Here is a 24,825-nt window from a genome sequence, read left to right as displayed (position 1 = left end):
AAGGAATAAAACAGTTTATATGATGCTCGTTGTTTACAAAAACAGCATTTGCGACATTCATATTTATTAATGAGGAGCACATGCGGACAATTGAGTACAGTCAGACCTTTTTTCATATGTTCCTTGCAAACACTTATCATGAGAATCCCCCGCTTACATTCTTTTTCTTAATGAGAGATTACTTCTTTCGGAAATTGTTCAAATAAGCGCAGTACTTCCGTATGTGTGCCATCTTCTCGAATATGATAAATACCACCGTCATATGAGCTTGCATACACATCATTTCCTAGTTGTCTAATGGCACTAATACCATTCTTAGCAATTCGAATCGGACCTGTATTGACATCTAGCTCTGGATTCCATACCACAATATATCCCCAATAGTCTCCGCTCACAATATAGCCAGAGTCTGTCACAGTGATGGATTTAATGGAATATTGATGCTCGTTGTGCTGATTTAAAATTCTGCCTGTATGCAAATCAAACAATCGGACGTTTTTATCACGGCTGACAATGGCAATACGATCTCTTTTGCTATCAATAAATACATCATTTAACAGCTCTGTCGCCCCGATATATTCTGCTGTTAAGGACAAACTCTTTTTATCGAGAAGACAGATTGTTCCTTCAACTGCCGCTGTGATGATATGATCTCCTTCTACCTTTAATGCTTTGACTGCGCAATCATGTGCTTTAGAACGGCCGATTTCCTTTAAGTGTTCTGTCGAAATGACATGCACATAACCGCCATAAGTGCCGATATAAAATTGACGATCCTCCTCATGGAAATACACACTATTGACAGGACCTGTGTTGAGATCAAAAGAGACCATTTGCTGCAATGACTCGTGTACAATATGCACCTGACTCGCATGATCGCCCCATGCATAATAGCTTCCATCCCGTGCAACAGCCACTCCATTTGTGAGAACACCTGTTGATTTTGCGATTTCGATTCCATTCTTTCTGAATTTTCCGTCATCTGATGCAGTGATAATATCACCCGCTTCAGTCAACGCAATATCATTAATAGAAGGTGTCGCCAATTCCTGCTCATCAGAGATCACTTTTCCTTCTTGAATTGACCATTCACAATACGTTTTCCCAAAGCTGGCTCCTAAAATGGCTTGCTCGTCTTCTGTCCAAACAAGCGAGCGTTCCCATTGATATTTATGAGGCAGCAACGTATCAATTAAATCACCGGTTTCATAATTCCACAGCTTAATTAGATGGTCATAACCCGCTGTAAGCAAGTAGTTACCGCTCGGCGAAAAATTCACACGTTTCACACCTTGTAAATGAGCTTTGATGATTTTTTTCTCCTGTAATGTAGCGGCATCATAAATGATGACCGTGCCATCGTCTCTACCAAGGGCGAATACTTCTTTTTGATTGCTGCCGCTGATGGTATCCAGCTCATAATCAAACGGGCCAATTTCACCTACAATTTCTCCTGTTTCATAGAGCCATACAAGGACATAGCCATCGTCACCAGTTGTATAAGCTTTATCCTCATGAATCCATACAGCTAATACATCCTTGCTATGTCCATGAAATTCTCTTAAAATGGCTCCCGTTTCAATATCCCAAACTAAGCATCTTCTGTCTCTGGACACCGATACAAGAAGCGTATCCTGCTTTGCAAATGCGACAGCTTCCACGTCATCCGCATGACCATATAGCGTACGAATTCTTGTATGTGTGCTAGTATCATATAATTGAATGGTATAGTCTGACGATGCACTCGCTAAATACGTTCCATTTTCCGAAAGGGATAAAGAGTTGATGATATGCTCGTGACTACCAATGAATGTTCCTTCTCCCGTGGCACGGTCCCATTTATAAATACAGCGGTCATAGCCACCTGTGTAGACAATTTGGTCATGCTGAGTTGATAAAACGGATGTAATCGGTCCTCTATGCATGGTTTTACACTCCCACCTTTATATGTTGTTTTTGACGAGTAACTACACGAAAACCAGTAAATCGAAAAACAGGGTCTGGGTGTTTCCCGTGTCTTCTTGCGACTCTGCATAAATCTCCGCCTCTTGCGAAGGAGCCACCTTTTAAAATGTAGTAATCACTGCCGAGTGTCTCGGTTAAATCATCTACAACCTCAATTCCGCCTTCATATATGTGATACTTGGTGTTGACCCATTCTTCGACATTGCCACCCATATCATATAGTCCAAATAGAGATCTTCCTTTTTCGTAATGACGGACAGGTGTCGTTTTTTCAATATTTGATTCGTGCGTATTACAGTAAGAGGGATCAAACTCATCTCCCCAAGGATATTGATGTCTCGTATTGCCCCGGGCAGCATATTCCCATTCTTCCTCAGTAGGGATCGATACCTCATATCCAAGCTTCCCGCTCAGCCACTGACAAAATGAGAAAGCTTCCTCGATGTCCATGCCCCAAGCTGGATGGTCTTTTCCCCCGCCAAGTTCTAGGTTCGTCAAGCTCTCTGGATAAGGCTTTCCTGTCTCGTCGCAATAGCTTTGATACCATTCATTGGTGACGACCGTATCTGAGATGAAAAATTCGCTCATATACGGCTGATAAGATGGAAATTCTTTGTACAGCCATTTTTGAAATTTTTTCTCACGGCCATAGGCTGGATTCAGAAGTTTGTCCTTCCAAAATTCTGATGCCTTTTTCATATCTTCTTCATTACTTCCAATCGTCGCATAGCCGCTTGGGATTTGAATCCAATTGATATCAGGTTTCACGCTTTTCTCCCGCCTTCTTTAAATAAACTCATCTACTGATTAATTAATTTCTTCTCATCGACCATATGCCCTGATGCTGCTTTTGCCTTTAAATACGCCTCATTATAGAGAGAGGCTTCTACCGTATGATCAAACCGTAAAACCGGAAGACCGTAAGCAGCAATGGAATCGACTTTATCTGGATTATTGGTTAAGAGATGCAATGGTTTACCTTTGTTTAAATAGTGCAAGACAGCCGCTGCTTCCTCGTAATGCCGATCATCATCTCCGCAGCCGATCAACCTGTTCGCCTCAAATGTATCCAGTTTCAATTCCTGTAATTTATACGTGAAGGCTTTGGCCATTAGCCCAATAGAGCGCCCTTCTTGATTGGCCATATACACAAGCATGCCTTTTCCGTAATCGGTGATTTTTTTTAGCGATGATGCAAGCTGTGGACCGCAATCACATTTCAGTGACCCAAACACATCCCCTGTTTGGCAGACACTATGAATTCGCACAAGCGGCGGCACTTCATTTTCAAAGTCGCCAAAAAGGAGACAAGAGGAAAATGTTTGCTGCTCGGTACTCATTTGTACAATAGACTCAACCGTTGGCGTTGTATCAGCTTCTACAGACGCAAAGGCATACCATGTAAACTGCACTTCTTCATGTTCAATAGAGATCGGCAGGTTCACTGGCCCCACGAGCAAATAGTGTTTTTCTTGAAATGTAAAATGATGAATCATTGATTGTAGTTCAGCTACAAACTTGTTCATTTGTCTCCCCCTATTCATCACTGCACCCCATTGAACTCTCTCAGCGCAGTGATGGCGTGATGAATATGTGTATGCACTCCCTTTGCATCCTGAGCACCGGTTCCAGCTAGAATCATGGCTCAGGAGAAATTTCCTGTCATACTGGCTGAATAGATGTGCGATGCCAATCATCCATCAGTACCTTTCATAAAGACTCTTTTTAGGCTGTCACTTGTCCAGTACAAAGGAGCAGAAATCGAGCTTCATACGCTGTATTCTCTGTAAGAGAGCAACACCATTGGATGATTCTTGAATGGAAACTGACATGCTCTTTCTCTAAAAGAATATCTCTGCTAGCTTCGAGCTGCTTTCTCCTTTACTAGAAGCTCTGGTTCTTCAAATGCACGTCATCCGGTTGTACCCTTTGATTGGATGAATAGTCCGTACTTCAATTCAGCTACATTGATTGAAGCATGACACCCGCCTAGGTATGCACCAAGAACCATCACATCAAACATCGCGTTTATCCTCCTTTGCACTAGATTTTGACAGCAATGACATGATGCTGGCTGATCCCAGCCTTCGCTTGTAATGGTGTAATCGAAACGAGCTCAAGTCCTGATGTACAAATCTTTTCTCCAAGCTGAGTATCTGAGAATGAAAAATGGAAGCGTCCATCTTCTCCGATTAAGCCTGTTTTCCACTCTTCTCCCCATACAACAAGGGAAAACACACCACCTTCATGAAGCAGCGAGGAAATCTGCTTTAAGTATCGTTCGTGGTCATCAGGGTGCTGATGGTGAAAGCAGCCATGATCTAAAATCAGATCAAACGTCAGCTCGCGCCCTTGATTCATCGACCAGGACATAAAATCTTGATGATAAAAATGGACAGGAACCTCTTTTCTCTTCTTTAATCCTTGCCATTCCTCATGCTCATAAAGATCAATACCGGTGTATGCCGACAGTCCTTGTAAATGTTCAAGAGCCCTGCCGTTCCCGCAGCCGATATCCAGCACAGAAGCAAGTGCATCCTTTTCCCTGGAACGCCATGCTTTCAGAGACATCACAGCAGCGTCTGTTAATGATGGATCAGTGGACCACATATCTGTTCTTTGCTCATAGTGTTCTTGAAAAGCCATGCGCATTTTCTCTAAATACAACCCGCTGTCTTCATGATACAAAGCCTTTTTCATCACGTGACCTCCTTCAATTCACAATCACCTTTCCTAACAAAGGTGGTTTTCAAGCAAAAAGCCTTATGATAAAATGAAAGATGGATTTTTTAGGAAATCTGTTTTCTGAAAAAGGAGAGAAGCATCCCACATGTCACTCTTCTTTTTCAGCACTCATCTTCACATACAACCACAGCCATTCAACTATTACAGCGCCTCAGTTTGTTATACATTTTCTTCATATGGGTTCACCTCCTTAACAGCGTTTAGAAAGCGCTTTCTTTAAGATGATCCTCTGAATATCCTGAATCATATCATTGAGAAATAGGCATAGTAGAAAAACGAATCTACCATTCTAAGCTATCTATCATCCATTTCTTTTTGTCTAATAGATATTTCTTCAGTATCGCTTTGCCTCAGAAGCGCTCTTCCTTAGGTCTTAATGCATCATCATTTACAGAATTGATCCTGAAATCCACCTATCGAAAATTTAACAACTACTTCCATAATGACTTGATTAAGCCAAATATATTGTTTTTAGATTATTTTGTCAACAAATTATTTCCTAAACATTAGAATGATTTTCTAATTGAAAATACAGGTATATTTCGTGGTTTTTTGACCTTAAAACACTTATTTCTACACAAAAATACAACTTAAACCAATAGAACTAAGAAATTTATCTACTAAATTACACAAGATTTTTATTTCATTTTGAAATAAAAATAAAGATATCATAATTATTTCCCGAATGGTTTTTTGTGATATTTTCACTACTTTTTTCATTTTTTGATGGTACCCTTTGATATTTCTATATTTTCAATTAGACATTTTACTGTTTATCCCAATTTTTCAACCTTTCTTATTATAGTGAAAAAGACAGATGGTAGATTTTAATTATCGCAGCATGAAAAAAAGCCCCTTACAAAAGTAAGAGGCTTTTTACGATGGCGTTTATGCCCAATTTTTCACTTTTTCATGGTCAGTCACAAAGAGAAGAACTTTTCCTTCGTCTAAATGTTCTTCAAATGTCTCAGCTTCTTCTTTTGAGAAACCAATTTCGTGAATCTTATTGCGGAGTTCATCTCCCTTTTTGCTAAAGATGTTTCCAACCGCATGCTTGAGTCCAACTTCTTTTGGACCTATCGTATTGGCATCTGTGTTGCTTGCAATACGCTCAGTTCGATCATCGTCATGGGACAGAACATAAATGTCCTCTCTTGCAACACCGAGTTGTTTTAATTGCTCCACATCTCTTTGAAGTGTTTCATCATTTGAATACTCTCTTACAACAGGTTTCATTTATTATTCCTCCTTTAACGTCTTACGAATCTTTTACCCGTCACTTTTGTCATTAAACCTTCCTCCAGCACATCCATTTTTACTCTGTGAACTTAATGCGTCTATGGACTTATTTTTGACAAAAAGACTGTGAATATGACTAAATTTTCTGAAAAATCGTATTCATTCCTTGTCATTTGTTGTACAATTCTTATACTGGAGGCTAGAAATGGGGTGGAGCTGATGTATTATTTTTCAGCTGAGCAGCAGTTTAATGCATGGGTTGTCAGTGATTTGGTGAAACAGCTTTTTCAAAAATGGAATCCTGAAGAATCAAAAGCAAAGCCGCTTACTTTGTTTGCTGAACAGCACTTTCACATCTGCATCGATTATCTCTTTTCTATTATTATTAACATTGGAGATATCGAGTCAATCGAACAAGATCCACAAGACCTGTTGTCCTCATATTTAAATATCCTTTTTCCTTTTGTGACGCACGATATGATGAAAGCCTCCATGCAAAATGCAAATGAATATTTATTAAAAGAACGTGATGCGGATGAGTATCAACTGTTTGGTTGTCTCCCGCCGCTCCTTTCTGTCTCTCTTCAAAAAAAGTAGTCCCCTTCTTTTAGATGGTGGCTGCTTTTTTGTATGTGCTTGGAAAAGACCGTATGTTTTGAACGAAAAGAAGCATCATGTTAATGTAAATCTAGGTTGCAAGTGAAAGGGAGGATTTGACATGAGTCAACAAAAACAAATTCAATTAGCAAAACGTCCAAAAGGGTTACCTACTAAAGATGTTTTTCATTTTGAAACAGTTGATATACCAACGCCGCAAGATGGCGAAGTCTTGATTCAAACGAAATATGTGTCTGTAGATCCTTACATGAGAGGACGAATGCAAGATACAAAATCCTATACACCTCCGTTCAAGCTGAATGAAGTCATTCAAGGTGGTGTGGTCGGAGAAGTCGTCGAGTCCAAATCTCCTCAATTTGAGAAAGGTGATTTTGTACTTGGATTCCTTGGCTGGCAGGAATATTCTACTGCCAAAGCAGAGTCTCTGACAAAAATTGATCCATCCATTGCGCCGTTATCTTATTACTTAGGGATTTTGGGCATGCCAGGACAAACCGCCTATTTTGGACTTCTTGCGATTGGTCAGCCAAAAGAAGGCGAAACTGTTGTCATTTCTGGAGCCGCAGGTGCCGTTGGTTCTGTTGTCGGACAGATCGCTAAAATCAAAGGTGCCCACGTCGTTGGAATTGCCGGATCTGATGATAAGCTGGCTTATTTAAAAGAACTGGGCTTTGATGAAACCATTAATTATAAAACAACAAATGATTTAGATGACGCCATTGCAAAAGCCTGTCCAAACGGTGTAGATGTGTATTTTGACAATGTGGGCGGCGAAATCTCTGATGCTGTGATGAATCATTTGAACCGTTTTGCACGTATTCCAGTCTGCGGCGCCATTTCTTCTTATAACATTAGTGCAAGCGAAGACATTGGCCCTCGTGTGCAAACAAAACTCATTAAAACAAGTGCATTGATGCAGGGCTTCATTGTTGCCAACTACTCTGATCGTTTTGAAGAGGCGGCAAAAGATCTCGCACAATGGGTAAAAGAAGACAAACTGACTTACAAAGAAACCATTATCGAAGGTTTTGACCATATTCCAGATGCATTCCTTGGACTATTCAAAGGGGAAAATGTCGGAAAACAACTTGTCAAAATTTCATAACACAAAAAGGACCCTGCCGTTTGGCGGGTCCTTTTTTTATGCTTGCTTGGGCGCAAGGTGCAGCTGACCTTGCTTATAAACAATTTCCTGAAGCGAAAGATTTAGCTTTTTCGCCATTTTTTTAAGCATTGAATGCTCTTGAGGTGTGACTAGGCTGATAACAGCCCCTTCTTTTCCTGCGCGGCCGGTTCTGCCTGAACGGTGGATATAGCCTTCTTCGTTTGGCAGGTCGGCATGGATCACGTAAGGCAGATCGTCAATATCGATCCCTCTTGCTGCGATATCTGTTGCAAGAAGAAGCGGGAATTCACGCTGTTCAAAAGCCTTTAAGATGACAGCACGCTCTGCTTTTTTCGCTTCACTGTGAAGCACACCAAGGTCGACATGGTGATACGCTAATTTTTCTGCATAAATGCTCAAATTCGTAATATCTCGCACAAAGACGAGTGCCTGCATGTCCTCAAGCCGTGATAGCTTTTGCAATAATTTCACCTTGTCACGCTGATCACATAACAGGAAATAATGCCCTACCTTCTGCGCTTCTTCTTGGCTTCTGCTAATTCTCAATACCTCTGGTTCAGATGCAATGTCTTTAATCTGTTGAACGGTTTCCTCTTTCAACGTCGCAGAGAAACAAAGGATTTGTCTTTCTTTTAATGTGGATTTAATGATCGCTTGGATCGTTTTCATATGCTCTGGGACAAGAAGCTGGTCTGCCTCATCTAACACGATCGTTTTCACTTCATGCATTTTCAGTTTCTTGATTTTGATTAACTCTTGTACGCGACCCGGTGTCGCCACCACGATATTCGGGTGTTTTTTTAGCTTTTCCTGCTGCTTCTTGATGTTTGCCCCGCCTATTAAGGAAATAGCTTTGATGTCTGAACCTTGTTTGAACTCTTGCACGACATCAAAAATTTGCATCACAAGCTCTCTTGAAGGTGCCAAGATTAAGACTTGCGGGTGTTTGATACTCACATCAATTTTATTTAAAAGCGGCAGAACATACGCTAGGGTCTTCCCTGTTCCAGTCGGTGATTCTGCGATCACATCGCGTTTTTCCGTAATCCACTCTGCTGTTTGTTCTTGTATCGCTGTTGGCTTCTCAAAGCCAGCCGCTTCAAAGTTCTTTTGAATAAATGGCTTTGCTTCTTTCAAAAATGCCCAATTTTCCGTCATGTTGATCTCCTTTATCCTCATTCAATCTATCCTTAAGTATCTCAAAATCAGCTTTGAAACGCAATTTTTCTTTTGATGCTTTTATCGAGCCGTACAGTTCGATATAATCATGAGAGGCACTAGCCGTTTTGAATCTATTTGAGGTGTAAAAAATGATATTATCTGTTAAAGATTTAAGTCATGGCTTTGGCGACAGAGCCATTTTCCACGAAGTCTCCTTCCGGTTATTAAAAGGCGAGCATGTCGGCTTGATCGGCGCCAACGGTGAAGGAAAGTCAACGTTTATGAATATTATTACTGGCAAGCTTGAGCCAGATGCAGGAAAGGTCGAATGGGCAAAAAATGTCCGTGTCGGCTACCTCGATCAGCATACCGTGCTTGAAAAAGGAAGAACCATTCGTGAAGTCCTTCAAGATGCATTCCATTATTTATTCTCAATGGAAGCCGCAATGAATGACATTTACGAAAAAATGGGTGAAGCAGATCCTGATGAGCTAGAAAAGCTTTTAGAAGAAGTAGGCGTCATTCAGGATGCCCTGACGAACAATGATTTTTATATCATTGATTCCAAGGTAGAGGAAATTGCAAGAGGTCTTGGGTTAACAGATCTCGGGCTCGATCGTGATGTGACAGAGCTGAGCGGCGGACAGCGTACAAAAGTACTGCTTGCGAAATTGCTGTTAGAGAAGCCTGAAATTCTTCTTCTTGACGAGCCGACCAACTATTTAGATGAACAGCATATTGAGTGGCTGAAGCGCTATTTGCAGGAATATGAAAATGCATTTATCCTCATTTCACATGATATCCCGTTCCTAAACAGTGTCATTAACTTGATTTATCATGTCGAAAATCAAGAACTCACGCGATACGTTGGTGATTATGATCAATTTAAACAAGTGTACGAAGTGAAAAAGCAGCAGCTAGAGGCTGCGTATAAAAGGCAGCAACAAGAAGTGGCTGAATTAAAGGATTTTGTCGCGAGAAACAAAGCACGTGTCAGCACTCGAAATATGGCGATGTCTCGTCAAAAGAAACTCGATAAAATGGACATGATTGAATTAGCAGCGGAAAAACCAAAACCAGAATTCCACTTTAAACCTGCACGCACATCAGGGAAATTGATTTTTGAAACGAAGGATTTAGTCATTGGGTATGAGGAACCGCTCTCTCGTCCATTGAATTTAAAAATGGAACGCGGGCAGAAAATTGCGTTATACGGTGCCAACGGTATCGGAAAAACGACACTGCTCCGAAGTCTTCTTGGAGAAATCTCCCCCATTTCTGGTGAGGTGGAACGCGGAGAATTCCTGCATATAGGCTACTTTGAACAAGAAGTAAAAGAGCAAAACAGCAACACTTGTATCGAAGAGGTGTGGAGCACCTTCCCATCGTACACACAATATGAAGTCAGAGCCGCCCTTGCCAAATGCGGTTTAACGACAAAACATATTGAAAGCCGTGTGTCTGTTTTAAGTGGTGGTGAAAAAGCGAAGGTCCGCCTTTGTAAGCTGATCAATGAAGAAACCAACCTACTTGTTCTCGATGAGCCGACAAACCACTTGGATGTCGATGCCAAAGAAGAATTAAAGCGCGCGTTAAAAGAATATAAAGGCAGCGTCCTATTAATTTCACACGAACCTGAATTTTATCAAGATGTGGCCACTGAAACTTGGAATTGTGAATCCTGGACAACCAAAGTATTATAACGACAAAAAAGCCTCATATCTTTTCAACAGTTATGAGGCTTTTTTCTATTAATGACCTGCCTGGATATTCACCAAATGCTTACGGCCAAGAAGCAGGATGACCATTCCTAAGAGAACAACAGCCGCCCCTACATAATAAGGGGTGCTTGCTGTGTAAGTTTCAGCGAGAACTCCCGCAATCCAAGGCGCAATCGCACCACCAATAAATCGTACAGCACTGTATGAAGATGATGCAATTGAACGCTCAACAGGAGCTGATCCCATCACAGCCGTCGTAAGCACCGTATTGATCATGCCGAGGATTCCCCCAGCAATGACAATACCGCAAATGACCACGACCACATGTGATGTCCATATTCCAATGCCGAATAAAATCACAGCAAACGAAGCAAAGAGAACCACAAGAGCTGTTAATGTACCCAATTTGCGATGAATGACCGGCGCTGAGAAGACAGATGTCACAGCCAAAAATAATCCCCATCCAAAAAAGACATAACCAAGACCATGCTCATCCAGATGAAGCACAAATGGCGAATACGCTAAAAGCACAAAGAAACCGAAATTGTATAAGAAAGCGGCAGAAGCCATCGTTAAAAGTCCTTTATATTTTAACGCCCCGACAGCCTCGAATAATTTCACCTTTTTCTGGGGTTTTTGCATCGGCGGAAGCATAAACGTAATGGCTAAAAGAGCAACAAGCATTAACACCGCAACGCCAAAGAATGGACCGCGCCAAGAGATCGTCCCAAGCTCTCCGCCAAGCAACGGTCCAACCGAAATCCCAAGACCTAGTGCAGCCTCGTATAAAATAATGGCCTTCGCACTTCCTCCAACAGACACGCCGACAATGACAGAGAGAGCCGTTGAAATGAATAAGGCATTCCCAATGCCCCATCCCCCTCTAAAGCCGATTAATTCATTAATCGTTGAAGAGGTACCCCCTAAAGCAGAAAAGACAATAATAAAAATAAGTCCGATTAATAACGTCCATTTCGCACCAATCCGACTAGAAATAAAACCGGTAAAAAACATCACAAAGCCGGTGACAAGCAAATAGCTCGTAAACAAAAGAGAGACCTGACTTGGAGATGCATCTAATTGTGATGCAATGGCAGGCAAAATCGGGTCTACAAGCCCTATGCCCATAAATGAAATCACACAAGCAAAGGCCACCGCCCAGACGGTCTTTGGCTGTCTAAGCAAACTCGTACGCTGTTTCAACACTTCTTCTTCCTTCATTCCATCAGAACCTTTCCTACAGTTGTTTAACAAAATAAAATAAACACACTGAGGTGTTTATTTTTGTAATTGCTCAATGGCATGAGCCGCTCTTTCTTTCATCATTTCAAGATCCTTTTTAAAGGATTGAATCGTTTCTAGCTTTTTTGTAATCAATTGATGCTGCACAGTCAGCTGCGCATCAATATCTAACAGTTTCTCTAATCGTTCCTTCGGGTCGAGTGACAACAAGTAGCCTTCTTTATTCAGCTCAAGCTGTTTTCCAATTTCCATAAACGACTGAAGCTCTTGTAAAGAAAAGCCAAGCACTTCTTTGGCCTGCATCACTTTCTCCAGTTCTTCCATGTCATCCTCTGAGTAAAGTCTGACACCGCCCTCTGTCCGCTTTGGTGCTGATAATAAACCAATCTCTTCATAGAAACGAATGGTCCGTTTCGTCAGACCGCTTCTTTTCGCCACTTGATCAATTTTCATCCATTCCATCACCAGTGCCTCCTGCTCATCAATTCATGTTTTATTATACACCTTTATGACCTTAACGTAAACGTTAATGTTTGATCACTTGATTTCTATTGTGGTTTGATGCAGAATAAATAGGAATCATTACGTTTTAAAGGAGGTACCCTATGCGTTCATTTCCATCCAAAAAAGAACGACACGCACAATTCGGTTCTGTCCCGCCAAGCGCTAGAACAAAACCTTGTCAAAAAGAGGACATGATAGACATCCAACAAACCGAACAGGACTTTTATTTTGATCTAGAGCAGGTCGGAATTTGCCGTGTGTCGTACCCTGTACATATTTTGTCTAAAACGGCTCCACAGCACCAAACCGCTTCCGCTAATTTTACGCTGAGTACATATTTGCCAGCTCATCAAAAAGGCATTCATATGAGCCGTCTCACCGAGCAGCTTCACTCATTTTATGAAAGCGGAAAGCCGGTTGATGTGGATTCCTTAAAAGAATTGACAGCACAGCTTGCCAAGCATATGAATCAGCCATCTGCCTCGATTCAAGTTTCCTTTCCGTGGTACATGGAAAAAAAGAGTCCCATCAGCGGAAAGTCCGGTTTGATGCATGCAGACGTGCAATATGACATCCACTTTCATGAAGAAAACGGATGGATTTGTTATATTGGCTGCACTGCTCAAGTGACAACGTTATGTCCTTGTTCAAAAGAAATCAGTGAATACGGCGCACATAATCAGCGCGGCACTGTATCTATTCAGGTAGAGCTGTTTGAACAAGGTCAACTCCCTAATGACATGAAAGCAGATCTATTGCAGATCATCGAGTCTAATGCGAGTGCGCCCCTTTACCCTGTACTCAAAAGACCAGATGAAAAACACGTGACAGAAGAGGCCTATGAAAATCCACGTTTTGTAGAGGATGTTGCGAGGTTAATTGCAGCAGAGCTATATGAACAAAACTGGATCAAAGGGTTTCAAATTGAGTGCCGAAATGAAGAATCCATTCACCAGCACGATGCTTATGCCAAATGTTCTTATCAAAAAAAACTGTAGAATGTCTCTACAGTTTTTTTACCAGCCTTTATTTTTCATTACTTTCTAATTCCTCAATCATCATAGACAGTTCTGTCCAGCGATCCATTGCTTGTTCTAGTTCTTCAGCGACGGCTTTTTGCTTGTCCATCAGCTCTTGAATTTTCCCAAAATCACTGCCAGCCTCAGCAATGCTGGCTTCGAGCTGCTGGTGTTTGTCCTCTAGTGCTTGTATCCGATCTTCAATCCCATCCCATTCAAGCTGGTCCTTATAGGATAGTTTTTTCCTCTTTTTCGGTGCAGCTTCTACTTGATTTTCAGCTGGTTTTGTCTCTGTCCGCTTCTGTTCTTTTTCTTGCTCCATGTAATCGCTGTAAGCACCTTGGAAGTGTGAAATACGTCCATTTCCTTCAAACACAAGCAGACGATGGACGACTCGGTCTAAGAAATAACGATCATGCGACACGGTGATGACTACGCCTGGGAACTGCTCCAAATAATCCTCTAAAATGCTGAGCGTCTCTGTATCAAGATCATTCGTCGGCTCATCTAAAAAGAGAACATTCGGCTCTTCCATCAATACCTTCAATAAATACAATCTGCGGCGCTCTCCCCCTGACAGCTTGCGGATAAACGTGCGCTGCATGGATCTAGGGAATAAAAATCTCTCCAACATCTGCTCTGCTGTCACAATGACGCCATCTGCCGTTTTGACAATTTCAGCTGTTTCTTTGATGTAATCAATGATATTCAGCTCTTCATTCATTTCGTTATGGTCCTGCGTGTAATAGCCAATGCGGACTGTTTGTCCAATGGTCAATTGTCCATTCGTCGGTTCGATTTTACCCGCCAGGCAATTGAGTAAAGTCGTTTTGCCCACTCCATTCGGTCCGATAAATCCGATACGATCACCTGGCACGACTAAATCACTGAACTGGTCCACAAGGGTTTGACCAGCAAATGTGATGCTGATCTCTTCTGCCTCAATCACTTGTTTTCCAAGCCGGTGAGAACCGATCGCAAAATCAAGCTCTCCCTTTGCATCAGGTCCCTTTTGATCCTTCAGCTCTTCCACTCTGCCGATACGTGCTTTTTGCTTTGTCGTTCGAGCCTTTGCCCCTCTTCTGAGCCATGCAAGCTCACGTCTAAGCAGGTTTTGACGTTTCGTTTCTTTTACTTGAGCTTCTGCTTCTCGTTCCGCTCTTTTTTCTAAAAAGACTTCATAATTTCCTTTATATGTGTAAAGCTGCCCCTGATTTAATTCATAAATCCGATTGGCGACGCGGTTTAAGAAATAACGATCATGGGTGACAAGAATGACAGCCCCGCTGTATTGACTCAAATATCCTTCAAGCCATTCAATGGTTGCGTTGTCTAGATGGTTTGTCGGCTCATCTAAAATCAGCAAACCCGCAGGCTGAATTAAATTTTTTGCGATCGCCACACGCTTTTTCTGTCCGCCTGATAACGCATGAACAGATCGGCTCACATCTTTAACGCCAAGCTTTGTCAAAATCGTTTTCGCCGAAAGGTTCGCATCCCATGCGTCGTCCTGATCCATTTTATTTTGCATACGCATAAGCGCTTCTTGTTTTGCCTCGTTTTGTGGATCATGCTCTAAATCAGCCAGCGCCTTTTCATAGGCTTTCATCGTTTGAATCATTGGTGCTGTTCCTGAAAAAATATAGTCGAGAATCGTTTCATCCCCGCTCATTTCAGGATCTTGCTCGAGAAATTCGATATCAAGTGTCCCTGCCTTTGTGATGTCGCCTTCCTCAAATGATTCAAGTCCTGCAATGACTTTTAAAAGCGTTGACTTCCCTGTTCCATTCGGTCCAATTAACCCGATGCGTTCCTTTGGTTCTATATGAAAAGAGATATGGTCAAACAGCGTTTTTTCGCCATAGGTTTTATATAATCCTTCTACATTCAATAAACTCATTTTATCAGCCCTTACATAGATTCTTCCTTTATTTTAAATCAGCCAGTAGCAGAAAACTAGTTTTAAAAAAACCCGCTGCTGAAAAGAATGTTTCCTTTTGATGCTCGATACACTATGAAGAGGTGATCTAAAGATGATAACCATTAGTTTATGTATGATTGTGAAAAATGAAGAGGAGGTTTTGGCTGACTGCCTGTCTTCTGTTCAAGACATTGTAGATGAGATGATCATTGTTGATACAGGATCAACAGATCAAACAAAGGACATTGCTCACTCCTTTTCAGCAAAGGTACTCGACTTTGAATGGGTCCAGCATTTTGCAAAAGCACGCAATTTCGCTTTTTCCCATGCGACAAAAGAGTATATCTTATGGCTGGATGCCGACGATGTCCTACTTGAAGAGGACCAGCAAAAACTGCTTCAGCTCAAACAGACGCTTGATCCCGCAGTAGATGCCGTCTCGATGTTTTACCACGTTGGATTTAGTGAGGACGGTCAGGTGAATTTTAAGTATAGAAGAAATCGGCTCGTCAAGCGTGCCTTGAACTTTCAGTGGTATGGGGCCGTTCATGAGTTTCTTCAGGTGTATGGCAACATCTTACCGGCTGATATCGCCGTCACCCATCAAAAGCGTAAGAAAACAACCGCTGGAGAGCCTGGACGCAATCTGCGCATTTATGAAAACATGCTTGCAAAAGGCGAAGAGATGACGCCTCGCGATCTCTTTTACTTCGCCAATGAATTACGAGATAACAAGCAGCATGTGAAGGCGATTCGCTTTTATCACAAATTTTTAGCCACAAAACAATGCTGGATTGAGGATGAAATTCGCACATGCCAAAATTTAGCTGACTGCTATTATGCAGTCGGTTTTGAGGAAGCCGCCTTATCCTCCTTATTGCGATCCTTCTTATATGATCAGCCCCGTCCAGAATTTTGCTGCCGGATTGGGGATCATTTCAAAGCACAAAATAAATACAAAGCGGCCATCTATTGGTATGAGCAGGCACTGAAGGCACCTGAAATCGAAACAGCCTTTACACTGACACAATATAAAACATGGTATCCTCACCTTCAGCTTTGCTATTGTTATTATCAGCTCGGTGATTTGGCTCAAGCCAAAACCCATCATCTTGCATCCTCAGCCCATTACCCAACCCATCCTAGTGTGCTGTACAATGAAAAAATATTTGCTGAACAAACGTAAATCTCCTGTTATCACATCCGCCTGTCACATGACGGCGGATGTCTTTTGATACACATTAGCCTTTTGTGACATTTAATACTTTAGCGATTTAAAGCGTTTTTCAACCAATTGACTAAATTGTCATTTACGCATATACTAACATTCGTCTTACGAAAAGATTTATCCATTAGGAGGTCAACATGAGTTCTTTATTTAGAAAAAAGTCTCTCGACCAGCTCATGCTTGAAAGTCAAACGAAGCGGCTGAGCCGTTCTTTGAATACATTTGATTTAATCTTGCTTGGCATTGGCTGTGTGGTCGGGACTGGAATTTTTGTAATAACGGGGGTTGCGGCTGCGAAAGATGCGGGACCTGCGATTATTATATCTTTTATTTTGGCTGCGATCGCATGCGCCCTTGCTGCTTTTTGCTACGCTGAATTTTCCTCGTCCATTCCAGTGTCAGGAAGTGTCTATACGTATTCTTACGCAACACTTGGAGAATTCCTCGCCTTTTTAATGGGCTGGGATTTAATGCTTGAATATGTTGTTGCGCTCTCTGCTGTGGCAAGCGGATGGTCATCCTATTTTCAATCACTACTCAGTGGATTTGGTCTGCACATACCGAAGGCTTTATCGGCTGCACCCGGAGCCGCTGATGGGGCCATCTTTAACCTGCCAGGCGCACTCATTATTTTACTCATTACCTTTATTGTCTCAAGAGGCGTAAAAGAGAGCACAAAGCTGAATAACATCATTGTGCTCATCAAAATTGCCATTGTCCTCCTCTTTATCATTTCAGGCTTTGCTTACGTTAAACCTGAAAATTGGACACCTTTTATGCCAATGGGCTTCCATGGCGTGATTGCTGGAGCGGCCACTGTCTTTTTTGCTTACCTTGGATTTGATGCAATCGCTAATGCATCTGAAGAAGTCAAAAACCCACAAAAAGCGATGCCGATCGGAATTATTGGTGCGCTCGGTGTTTGTACGATTTTATACATCGGGGTTTCATTTGTCTTAACAGGCATGGTTCACTACACGAAGCTGAATGTCAGTGACCCTGTCGCTTTTGCTTTACAAGTGGTTGGCCTGAATAGTGTCGCTGGTATTATATCGGCAGGTGCTATTATCGGGATTACGACCGTGTTAATTGCACTTGTCTACGCTCAGGTTCGTTTAACCTTTGCCATGAGCCGAGATGGACTCATGCCGAAAATCTTTTCAAACGTTCATCCAAAATCGAAGACACCGGTTGCCAACACTTGGCTGACAGGCGCTGTTGCGGCATGTATCGTTGGTTTTGTCAACTTATCAACACTTGCTAATTTAGTCAGCATCGGTACACTTGCGGCCTTTACAGTGATCTCGATCGCTGTGATCATACTCCGGAAAAAACATCCGAATATGAAAACAGCGTTTAAAGTACCCTTTGTTCCTGTCCTTCCCATCATTAGTGCGGTCATTTGTATGATATTGGCTGCCACACTGAAATGGGAGACATGGCGAGCCTTCCTCATCTGGGTAGCCATTGGTGTCGTTGTGTATTTTACCTACGCAAGACGCAAAAGCCATCTGAATCAAACACAATAGAAAAGAGACACGGGGAATCCCGGTCTCTTTTTTGTTTAAATCACACTGTTTTTCACTGAATTCGAATCCACCATATCTGGATCGAGTACGCTTGAAATTGGAATGACAAGCGGTGAACAATCTCCATTGTCCTCACCAAAACCCTGGTTCAATTTCATCGAGAGAAAATAATCGATCTGCTGATAAGGTCCTAGCGTCAGTGATGCCCCCCGATCCATTGCATTGATTTTAAAAGCACCGACATTGACGACTGAGGGTGAGAATAACATCACACATCACTTCCTTGGAATAGGTTTAGCTGCTGGCGAAAAAGAGGCAGGTGAGTCCACTTGATCTCGATCATCTACATGGCTCTTTGTTCCGACAAAACCGCTGGCATCTCCAAAATTCTGTCCGTACCCCTGATTTTTTTTATCTGAGTTTTGCCACTCTGCTAACAAATTTTGTCCGACATTCACCGCCGACGCATTTTCAAAGGAATTAATTTTTAACATGAAAATATTAATATTGATATACGGAGTTGGTTGAACCACAGATAAACCTCCTTTTTATAGGTATATGCGAGCACCCATCAAGTATGTTAACAGGAGGTCTTCACATGGACTTCGAAAAAATGAAGCAGTGGATGGACATTGCCCAGCAAATGCATGGAGATGATTTTTGGAAAATGATATTCGATGATGAGCAAAGATCTCCCTTTATGGCAAATGGTCCGTCTCCCTTTACATTCTCGCAGCAAGATCAGCGAGGAACAGATGCATCGTTTCCACCAGTCGACATTGTGGAAACCCCTACTGAATTTCAGTACTTAATTTATCTGCCTGGCTACCGGAAGGAAGATGTTCAGGTGCTGTCATATGGTGAATATTTAGTTGTAAAAGGACAGCGTTTTTCCTTTTTTAACGAACAGGATTTTCGCCAAAAACAAGGGAAGTATGGTCCGTTTGAAAGAAAAATTCGGCTCCCAGATATGATTCTTGGTCAAATGAATGCGGCCTTTAAAGACGGCGTGCTATACATTCGCCTGCAAAAGGATGAAGGAAAAGCAACTGCGATAATCATAGATGACGAATATTGATACTGACTGCGTCTATTAGATCACGATCATCAATCGTTTCAATCGGCAAGATCGTGATCACGCCATCGGCATTTTGTTCACCAAAACCATTGTTTCTTTTGATCGTCGAGCAGTGATTTCGTACGATCGTCGAACCGAATGTCATCGAGGACCCTGTACCAATCGTATTCGTCTTCATATGGGTAATCTGAATGCGTGTAGGCAGCATGCACTTCTCCCCTTTCATGTATCTCTATAAGTATATACCGGGCAGCTTTTCCATAGACTAGAGCAAGGCGAAAGAAAAGGTTGTGGTCCACTTGAAACATTTCATTCAATCACTCTTTAAAAAAACCGAAGCCAGTCCATCCCCATCTGTCGTCGAGCTGGAAAAAAGACTCACCGCTCTTGAGCAGAAAATGTCTGCACCTGCTCCGCCTGTCTCGGAGGATACGCACATTCACATTGAATCACTGCATGTGGACAAAATTGACTACCATTTAGAGTTTGGTGAGCTTTCCATTGATCAGCTTAAAGGCAGACTCAACATTGGAGCCACCTATTACACGCCAAAGGACCCGCACCTCAAAAAGGCAACTTCAGTACCGAAGCCAAAAGAAACAAAAACACCAAAAGTCTCCATTCGATCAAAGTCTTCATCTCAGCACGACCGGAAGCCAGAAATAAACCGCAAGCACAATCGCTACAATACTGATCACATTTAGCCAAAAGCCAGCCTTGACCATATCAGATATTTTCAGCACGTCCGCACTAAAGACAGCCGCATTTGGTGGTGTGGAGATTGGCAACATAAACGCACATGAAGATGCTAACGCAGCCGCAGCCATTAAGCCGTACGGCTCCATGCCAATTGCAAGTCCAAGCCCTACTGTAATCGGAATGATCATGTTCGCAACTGCTGTATTAGACATAATTTCGGTCATAAATAAAATAGAAGCCGTTAAAATAATTAGCAGCATGAGGTACGACAACCCATTTAAATGCTGTAAATTTTCCCCAATCCATCCTGTTAGATTCGTTTCCGCAAATCCTGTAGCGAGCGAAAGCCCGCCTCCAAACAAAAGCAAAAGCCCCCATGGCAACTGCTTCATATCCTGCCATTCTAGTATTCTCTCTCCATTTGTCGCTGGAATGAGAAATAACAGCATCGCCCCAAAGATTGCGATCGACGTATCCGAGACAGGAAGCCCGCCAAACAAAAAGATTTTAAAAATCCATAAAAAAGCCGTCATAAGAAAAATAGCAAAAACCCATTTTTCTTCTTGTTTCATTTTGCCTAAATCCTCTAAACCCTTCCGTATAAACGTTGCTCCCATTTCCCCTGTGTGCTCTACCTTGAACTGTATCTTGGTCAAATACAGAAATAAGAGAATGAGCAGAACTGCCGCCACCGGAAAACCAAACAAAAACCATTCAAAAAACATAATTTCTCGATCTAACAGCTTTTTTGACATCGCTGCAAAAACAGCATTTGGCACAGACCCAACGAGTGTCGCCAGTCCGCCAATAGAGGCTGAATAAGCGACTGATAATAGGATGCTTTTACTGAATCGGTCAAGAGATGCACCAGACAAAATATCGTTCGCCTTCACCTCTTTAATCACAGCCAGTGCCACAGGCAGCATCATCAGTGCTGTGGCTGCATTTGAAATCCACATAGATAAAAAGGCCGTTGCCATCATAACCCCTAATACAATGCGGTCACTTCTTGTGCCAATGATATTTAAAATATGTAAGGCCATTCTTCTATGTAAATTCCATTTTTCAATAGCAATGGCAATCATAAATCCGCCCATGTACATAAAAACAATCGGGTCTCCATAAGCTCTTGATGTTTGCTCCATCGATAGCCCGCCAAGTGTTGGCAAAAGGATGATGGGCAATAAAGAGGTAGCCGGTATAGGCAAAGCTTCTGTGACCCACCATGTCGCAGTCCAAGCCGTAACGCCCAGTACCACTCTTGGTGCATAGGTCAATTCACTTTCTGGAATGAGCAAAAAAATAAGCAAAAAGAAGATCGGTCCAAGAACAAGTCCAGTCAGATTCACTTTTTTATAAACGATCACAATTCCTCCTTCATGAAAACGCTTTTAATTTTTTCTAATTTTTCACATTCGATGATCACATAAAAAATCCTTTAAATCATAAGAAAAAATGAAGAGATCCTTAAGTAGCAACTGTGTCTTGCTTCATATTTCCACTTCATGACTTGGTCTATTTTCATAGGAGAAACTATACAAATCCTACACAGTAACTGTAAACTATAGAGGATCTAATCAAAAATTGAGGTGTTTTCATTGTATACAGATCAACGAAAATCATTTTGGAAACAGAAAAAAGTCATCATTCCCCTTCTTAGCATCATCGCGATTGCTGCTGCTCTCTTTTTCTTAAAAGATACGCTTTTCTCCAAAGAAAAAGAGGCGCTGAAAGCCGCTGAATCCTTTACGAAACATCTGGAGAAAAAAGAATTCACAAAATTGGCAGATGAGGTCACAAGCGGCTCTCTGAAAGCCAATGACTTTTCTAAAAAACAACTTGTCGAAAAATACGATCATATCTTTAGCGGCATCGGTGCGAATGATCTAAACGTCTCAAACGTCAACGTAGAAAAACAGGACAAAGGAAATGGGTATCAATTCACCTATGAAGTCACGATGAAAACGTCACTTGGAAAACTGAACAAACTCTCTTACAAAGGTGTTCTCTCCGAAGAGGATAACGAGTGGAAAGTAGACTGGAAACCAAATCTCATCTTCCCGCAAATGGAAAAGGGTGACACCATCAAAGTGACAACGGATCCTGCGGTACGCGGAAATATTGTAGATCGAAAAGGGCGCACGTTAGCAGAAACAACTGGTGGACACGCACTTGGCATCATCCCTGGAAAGCTCGGGACAGGTACGGAAAAAGAAAGCAACATCAAAAAAATCAGCAGCGCTTTTGATATAGATGAAGAGCTGATTCAAAATCAGTTGAAACAAGCATGGGTCACAGATGACACATTTGTCCCGCTAAAGTCTATGTTAGAGCAAAAGCCGATTCCAAAAGACATAAATGGCGTCACCTATCAAACGAAGGAAATGCGCTACTATCCATATAACGAAGCCGCTGCTCATCTGACAGGCTATGTGGGAAAAGCAAATGCGGATGATATCAAAAGAAATCCAGCTTTAAAGGCGGATCAAATCATCGGCAAAACCGGCCTTGAATTCACATTTGACAAGAACTTAAGAGGACAAGATGGCGGAAGCATCCTCATTATCCATGATGAAACAGGTATTGAAGAAACATTACAAAAAACAGACCGAAAAGACGGAAAAACAGTCAAGCTGACCATTGATGCATCTTTACAGAAAAAAGCCTATCAACAGCTGAAAGGTGAAAAAGGGGCTGTCACCATTATGAATCCATCATCAGGTGATTTATTAGCGCTTGTTAGCACCCCTTCTTACGATGTCAATTTAATGACCAACGGGATCACGCCTAAACAATACCAAGCATACAGTGAAAATCCTGATCTCCCATTCCAAGCTCGATATGCGAGCAGATATGCACCAGGATCTACTTTCAAAACCATTACAGCAGCAATTGGACTGGAAACAGGTGTCACAAAACCTAATAAAGTGCGCACCATTCATGGGCTGAAATGGCAAAAGGATCAATCATGGGGAAATTATCGCATTACACGGGTTCATGACAAAGAACAAGTCAATATGGTCGATGCCCTCGTGTACTCAGATAATATTTATTTTGGACAGGAAGCCCTTGAAATCGGCAAAGATACTTACGAGAAAAAAGTAAAAACATTTGGGTTTGGTGATGATTTAAACATGCCGTTTACAATGAAGCCAGCACAAGTGTCTAACGACGGGATTCAATCAGACATCTTACTTGCCGACTCAGCATATGGCCAAGGAGAATTACTCATGTCTCCAATTGAACAAGTACATGCCTATTCTCCATTTGCAACAGGGGGAAAGCTTGTGTACCCTCGAGTCATTCAGAATGAAAAAACAGCATCACCAAAACAGATCATCAAAGAAGATACAGCAAATACGGTGAAGGACGCACTAACTCAAGTCGTCACCAATTCAAACGGAACCGCTCACTCGTTGCAAATAAAAGGGGCTGATATAGCCGCTAAAACGGGAACAGCGGAACTAAAGAGCAAACAAGGTGCGACAGACGGTACTGAAAATGGATTTTTACTTGCGTTTAATCCTAAAAAAGAAGATTACGTCCTCGTCGGCATGATTGAAGGTGTGAAAAACCGTGGAGGCAGTGGACTTGTCATTCAAAAAATGAAGCCTGTCATCGCTTCTTTCTATAAATAACCCTTAAGAGACACACGCTCCATCAAGCGCATGTGTCTCTTTTTTTCTAAATCATGACAATTTGCTATTGTTTTATAGTTCACCTTATGAATAAAATGAGGAGAATGAAAAAAAGAAAACAAGTTGAATGAAAGGAGGAAGTCTCATTGGCTATTGCTGCTCAAACAAAGAATAAACCTCAAAAAGCGGTCACCGGTTCAACGGTTTATCCTATTTTATTGATTATTGGTATTTGCCATATGCTCAACGACACATTGCAAGCCGTGATTCCTGCCATGTTCCCTATTTTAGAACGCTCAATGGGGCTGACCTTTACTCAATTAGGGCTAATCGCCTTTACATTAAATATGGTCTCCTCTGTCATGCAGCCTGCGATCGGGTGGTACACAGATAAACGGCCGATGCCCTATGCACTGCCTATCGCATTATTTTCAAGTGCTGTCGGCATTCTCGGCCTTGCGTTTGCGCCATCATTTGCGACCATCCTACTGTGCGTCGTCTTTATTGGACTCGGCTCTGCGATTTTCCATCCAGAGGGCTCACGGGTTGCTAACATGGCAGCTGGTCCTAGACGGGGTCTTGCTCAATCCATCTATCAAGTCGGTGGAAATACAGGCCAAGCCTTTGCTCCGCTAATCGCTGCATTAATGCTCGTCCCTCTCGGTCAGCCAGGTGTGGCTTGGTTTACGATTGTTGGAATGATTGCTGTCGGTTTCCTTCTTTATATTTCAAGATGGTACTCAGGAAGACTTCAAACCATTCGAGCACAAGCGAAAAAAGCGCCTGCAAAAGCAGCAAGATCTGAACTTCACCGCAAATCAGCGCTCACAGCACTTGGCATTATCGTCTTTCTTATTTTCGCACGTTCTTGGTATGGAAATGCGATCTCGAATTTCTATGCGTTTTATGCGATTGAGCAATATGGTTTGACGATTAAAGAATCACAAACTTATATTTTCTTATTTCTTATATTGGGTGCGATTGGGACGTTTTTAGGCGGGCCGCTTGCAGACCGCTTCGGCAAGAAAACCGTCATTTTAATTTCCTTATTAGCATCCTTTCCGCTTGCCCTGCTTCTCCCATTTGCCGGACCAGTTTTTGCTTATGTTTTACTTGGACTCATTGGGATCATTCTGACCTCAAGCTTCTCTGTCACCGTGGTCTATGCCCAAGAACTATTTCCCGGGAAAATTGGTACAATGTCTGGTTTAACTGTTGGGCTTGCGTTTGGTATGGGAGCGATTGGATCCGTTGCCCTCGGCTCATTAATTGATGCAGTCGGTTTAACACCTACCATGATTGGTGTCGCCTTTTTACCGATATTAGGCATCCTAGCCTTCTTACTGCCAAGCGATCAGACCATAGCGAAATGGAATGAATCATAAAAGGTAA

At 42.0% G+C, this 24,825-nt stretch carries 23 protein-coding genes; 10 read left to right on the top strand and 13 right to left on the bottom strand.

Going from position 1 to position 24,825, the window contains the following annotated elements; genetic code table 11:
* Nucleotides 1–167 precede the first annotated feature (167 nt).
* The 5 genes from NSQ70_RS03725 to NSQ70_RS03705 all read right to left on the bottom strand — a co-directional run bounded on the left by NSQ70_RS03725 (nucleotide 168) and on the right by NSQ70_RS03705 (nucleotide 5,946).
* Entirely contained in the window at nucleotides 168–1,925 is a 1,758-nt protein-coding gene (locus NSQ70_RS03725; protein WP_035391378.1) for a WD40 repeat domain-containing protein, read from the bottom strand.
* A 4-nt stretch (nucleotides 1,926–1,929) separates the two neighbouring features.
* A complete protein-coding gene (locus NSQ70_RS03720) occupies nucleotides 1,930–2,733 on the bottom strand; it encodes an SUMF1/EgtB/PvdO family nonheme iron enzyme (RefSeq protein WP_024718589.1) in 804 nt (267 codons plus the stop codon).
* A gap of 32 nt (nucleotides 2,734–2,765) precedes the next feature.
* Nucleotides 2,766–3,491, bottom strand: a complete 726-nt coding sequence (locus NSQ70_RS03715) for a GTP cyclohydrolase II (RefSeq protein WP_327861802.1) — start codon at nucleotides 3,489–3,491, stop codon at nucleotides 2,766–2,768.
* A gap of 517 nt (nucleotides 3,492–4,008) precedes the next feature.
* On the bottom strand, nucleotides 4,009–4,665 hold the full coding sequence (locus tag NSQ70_RS03710) for a methyltransferase domain-containing protein (protein ID WP_008343184.1): 657 nt from the start codon (nucleotides 4,663–4,665) through the stop codon (nucleotides 4,009–4,011).
* 933 nt (nucleotides 4,666–5,598) lie between these two features.
* The gene (locus NSQ70_RS03705) at nucleotides 5,599–5,946 is read right to left on the bottom strand and encodes a general stress protein (RefSeq protein WP_017360406.1); all 348 of its coding nucleotides are present in this window, start codon (nucleotides 5,944–5,946) and stop codon (nucleotides 5,599–5,601) included.
* Nucleotides 5,947–6,168: 222 nt separating this feature from the next.
* On the opposite strand from NSQ70_RS03705, the gene NSQ70_RS03700 reads away from it, so the two are divergent.
* Together NSQ70_RS03700 and NSQ70_RS03695 are read left to right on the top strand one after the other, a co-directional pair.
* Nucleotides 6,169–6,546 carry a YfmB family protein gene (locus tag NSQ70_RS03700; RefSeq protein WP_017366799.1) on the top strand — a complete coding sequence of 126 codons (378 nt, stop codon included), beginning with the start codon at nucleotides 6,169–6,171 and terminating at the stop codon, nucleotides 6,544–6,546.
* Nucleotides 6,547–6,667: 121 nt separating this feature from the next.
* Complete coding sequence (locus NSQ70_RS03695) at nucleotides 6,668–7,672, top strand: NADP-dependent oxidoreductase (protein ID WP_024718590.1); 1,005 nt, start codon at nucleotides 6,668–6,670, stop codon at nucleotides 7,670–7,672.
* Between the two features lie 36 nt (nucleotides 7,673–7,708).
* Here NSQ70_RS03695 and NSQ70_RS03690 read toward each other — a convergent pair whose 3' ends face one another.
* Nucleotides 7,709–8,851 (bottom strand): DEAD/DEAH box helicase, encoded by a 1,143-nt coding sequence (locus NSQ70_RS03690; RefSeq protein WP_327861801.1) that lies wholly within the window; start codon nucleotides 8,849–8,851, stop codon nucleotides 7,709–7,711.
* A gap of 152 nt (nucleotides 8,852–9,003) precedes the next feature.
* On the opposite strand from NSQ70_RS03690, the gene NSQ70_RS03685 reads away from it, so the two are divergent.
* On the top strand, nucleotides 9,004–10,557 hold the full coding sequence (locus tag NSQ70_RS03685; protein ID WP_100325635.1) for an ABC-F family ATP-binding cassette domain-containing protein: 1,554 nt from the start codon (nucleotides 9,004–9,006) through the stop codon (nucleotides 10,555–10,557).
* 48 nt (nucleotides 10,558–10,605) lie between these two features.
* Here NSQ70_RS03685 and NSQ70_RS03680 read toward each other — a convergent pair whose 3' ends face one another.
* Nucleotides 10,606–11,796, bottom strand: coding sequence for an MFS transporter (locus tag NSQ70_RS03680; RefSeq protein ID WP_342502460.1), 1,191 nt, complete (start codon nucleotides 11,794–11,796; stop codon nucleotides 10,606–10,608).
* Between the two features lie 57 nt (nucleotides 11,797–11,853).
* Nucleotides 11,854–12,279, bottom strand: a complete 426-nt coding sequence (locus NSQ70_RS03675; protein ID WP_017366797.1) for a MerR family transcriptional regulator — start codon at nucleotides 12,277–12,279, stop codon at nucleotides 11,854–11,856.
* 143 nt (nucleotides 12,280–12,422) lie between these two features.
* Between NSQ70_RS03675 and folE2 the strand changes: the two genes are divergently transcribed.
* Entirely contained in the window at nucleotides 12,423–13,319 is an 897-nt protein-coding gene (gene folE2, locus NSQ70_RS03670; RefSeq protein WP_342502459.1) for a GTP cyclohydrolase FolE2, read from the top strand.
* A 28-nt stretch (nucleotides 13,320–13,347) separates the two neighbouring features.
* Here folE2 and NSQ70_RS03665 read toward each other — a convergent pair whose 3' ends face one another.
* Nucleotides 13,348–15,240 carry an ABC-F family ATP-binding cassette domain-containing protein gene (locus tag NSQ70_RS03665; RefSeq protein ID WP_342502458.1) on the bottom strand — a complete coding sequence of 631 codons (1,893 nt, stop codon included), beginning with the start codon at nucleotides 15,238–15,240 and terminating at the stop codon, nucleotides 13,348–13,350.
* A gap of 133 nt (nucleotides 15,241–15,373) precedes the next feature.
* Between NSQ70_RS03665 and NSQ70_RS03660 the strand changes: the two genes are divergently transcribed.
* Together NSQ70_RS03660 and NSQ70_RS03655 are read left to right on the top strand one after the other, a co-directional pair.
* On the top strand, nucleotides 15,374–16,447 hold the full coding sequence (locus tag NSQ70_RS03660; RefSeq protein ID WP_041090656.1) for a glycosyltransferase family 2 protein: 1,074 nt from the start codon (nucleotides 15,374–15,376) through the stop codon (nucleotides 16,445–16,447).
* A gap of 179 nt (nucleotides 16,448–16,626) precedes the next feature.
* The gene (locus tag NSQ70_RS03655; RefSeq protein ID WP_008344176.1) at nucleotides 16,627–18,018 is read left to right on the top strand and encodes an amino acid permease; all 1,392 of its coding nucleotides are present in this window, start codon (nucleotides 16,627–16,629) and stop codon (nucleotides 18,016–18,018) included.
* Between the two features lie 35 nt (nucleotides 18,019–18,053).
* Here NSQ70_RS03655 and NSQ70_RS03650 read toward each other — a convergent pair whose 3' ends face one another.
* On the bottom strand, nucleotides 18,054–18,287 hold the full coding sequence (locus NSQ70_RS03650; protein WP_008344178.1) for a hypothetical protein: 234 nt from the start codon (nucleotides 18,285–18,287) through the stop codon (nucleotides 18,054–18,056).
* A 6-nt stretch (nucleotides 18,288–18,293) separates the two neighbouring features.
* The gene (locus tag NSQ70_RS03645) at nucleotides 18,294–18,551 is read right to left on the bottom strand and encodes a hypothetical protein (RefSeq protein WP_008344180.1); all 258 of its coding nucleotides are present in this window, start codon (nucleotides 18,549–18,551) and stop codon (nucleotides 18,294–18,296) included.
* A 65-nt stretch (nucleotides 18,552–18,616) separates the two neighbouring features.
* Between NSQ70_RS03645 and NSQ70_RS03640 the strand changes: the two genes are divergently transcribed.
* Nucleotides 18,617–19,096 carry an Hsp20/alpha crystallin family protein gene (locus tag NSQ70_RS03640; RefSeq protein ID WP_008344182.1) on the top strand — a complete coding sequence of 160 codons (480 nt, stop codon included), beginning with the start codon at nucleotides 18,617–18,619 and terminating at the stop codon, nucleotides 19,094–19,096.
* Here NSQ70_RS03640 and NSQ70_RS03635 read toward each other — a convergent pair.
* Complete coding sequence (locus NSQ70_RS03635; RefSeq protein WP_017360415.1) at nucleotides 19,077–19,304, bottom strand: hypothetical protein; 228 nt, start codon at nucleotides 19,302–19,304, stop codon at nucleotides 19,077–19,079. The genes NSQ70_RS03640 and NSQ70_RS03635 overlap by 20 nt on opposite strands.
* 91 nt (nucleotides 19,305–19,395) lie before the next feature.
* Here NSQ70_RS03635 and NSQ70_RS03630 point away from each other — a divergent pair, with 91 nt between their 5' ends.
* The gene (locus NSQ70_RS03630; RefSeq protein WP_138278211.1) at nucleotides 19,396–19,800 is read left to right on the top strand and encodes a hypothetical protein; all 405 of its coding nucleotides are present in this window, start codon (nucleotides 19,396–19,398) and stop codon (nucleotides 19,798–19,800) included.
* Here the strand turns inward: NSQ70_RS03630 and NSQ70_RS03625 are convergent.
* A complete protein-coding gene (locus NSQ70_RS03625) occupies nucleotides 19,732–21,162 on the bottom strand; it encodes a DASS family sodium-coupled anion symporter (protein WP_212361129.1) in 1,431 nt (476 codons plus the stop codon). The genes NSQ70_RS03630 and NSQ70_RS03625 overlap by 69 nt on opposite strands.
* Nucleotides 21,163–21,393: 231 nt before the next feature.
* Here NSQ70_RS03625 and NSQ70_RS03620 point away from each other — a divergent pair, with 231 nt between their 5' ends.
* Nucleotides 21,394–23,433 carry a penicillin-binding transpeptidase domain-containing protein gene (locus NSQ70_RS03620; protein WP_338704732.1) on the top strand — a complete coding sequence of 680 codons (2,040 nt, stop codon included), beginning with the start codon at nucleotides 21,394–21,396 and terminating at the stop codon, nucleotides 23,431–23,433.
* Between the two features lie 146 nt (nucleotides 23,434–23,579).
* Nucleotides 23,580–24,818, top strand: coding sequence for an MFS transporter (locus tag NSQ70_RS03615; protein ID WP_342502457.1), 1,239 nt, complete (start codon nucleotides 23,580–23,582; stop codon nucleotides 24,816–24,818).
* Nucleotides 24,819–24,825 lie beyond the last annotated feature (7 nt).

Origin of the sequence: Bacillus sp. FSL R5-0397 (genome assembly GCF_038593395.1) — a bacterium.
In the GTDB taxonomy this organism is placed as follows: Bacteria; Bacillota; Bacilli; order Bacillales; family Bacillaceae; genus Bacillus; species Bacillus altitudinis.
The sequence above is the reverse complement of the archived record's forward strand: the minus strand, read 5'-3'. Positions and strand labels throughout refer to the sequence as shown.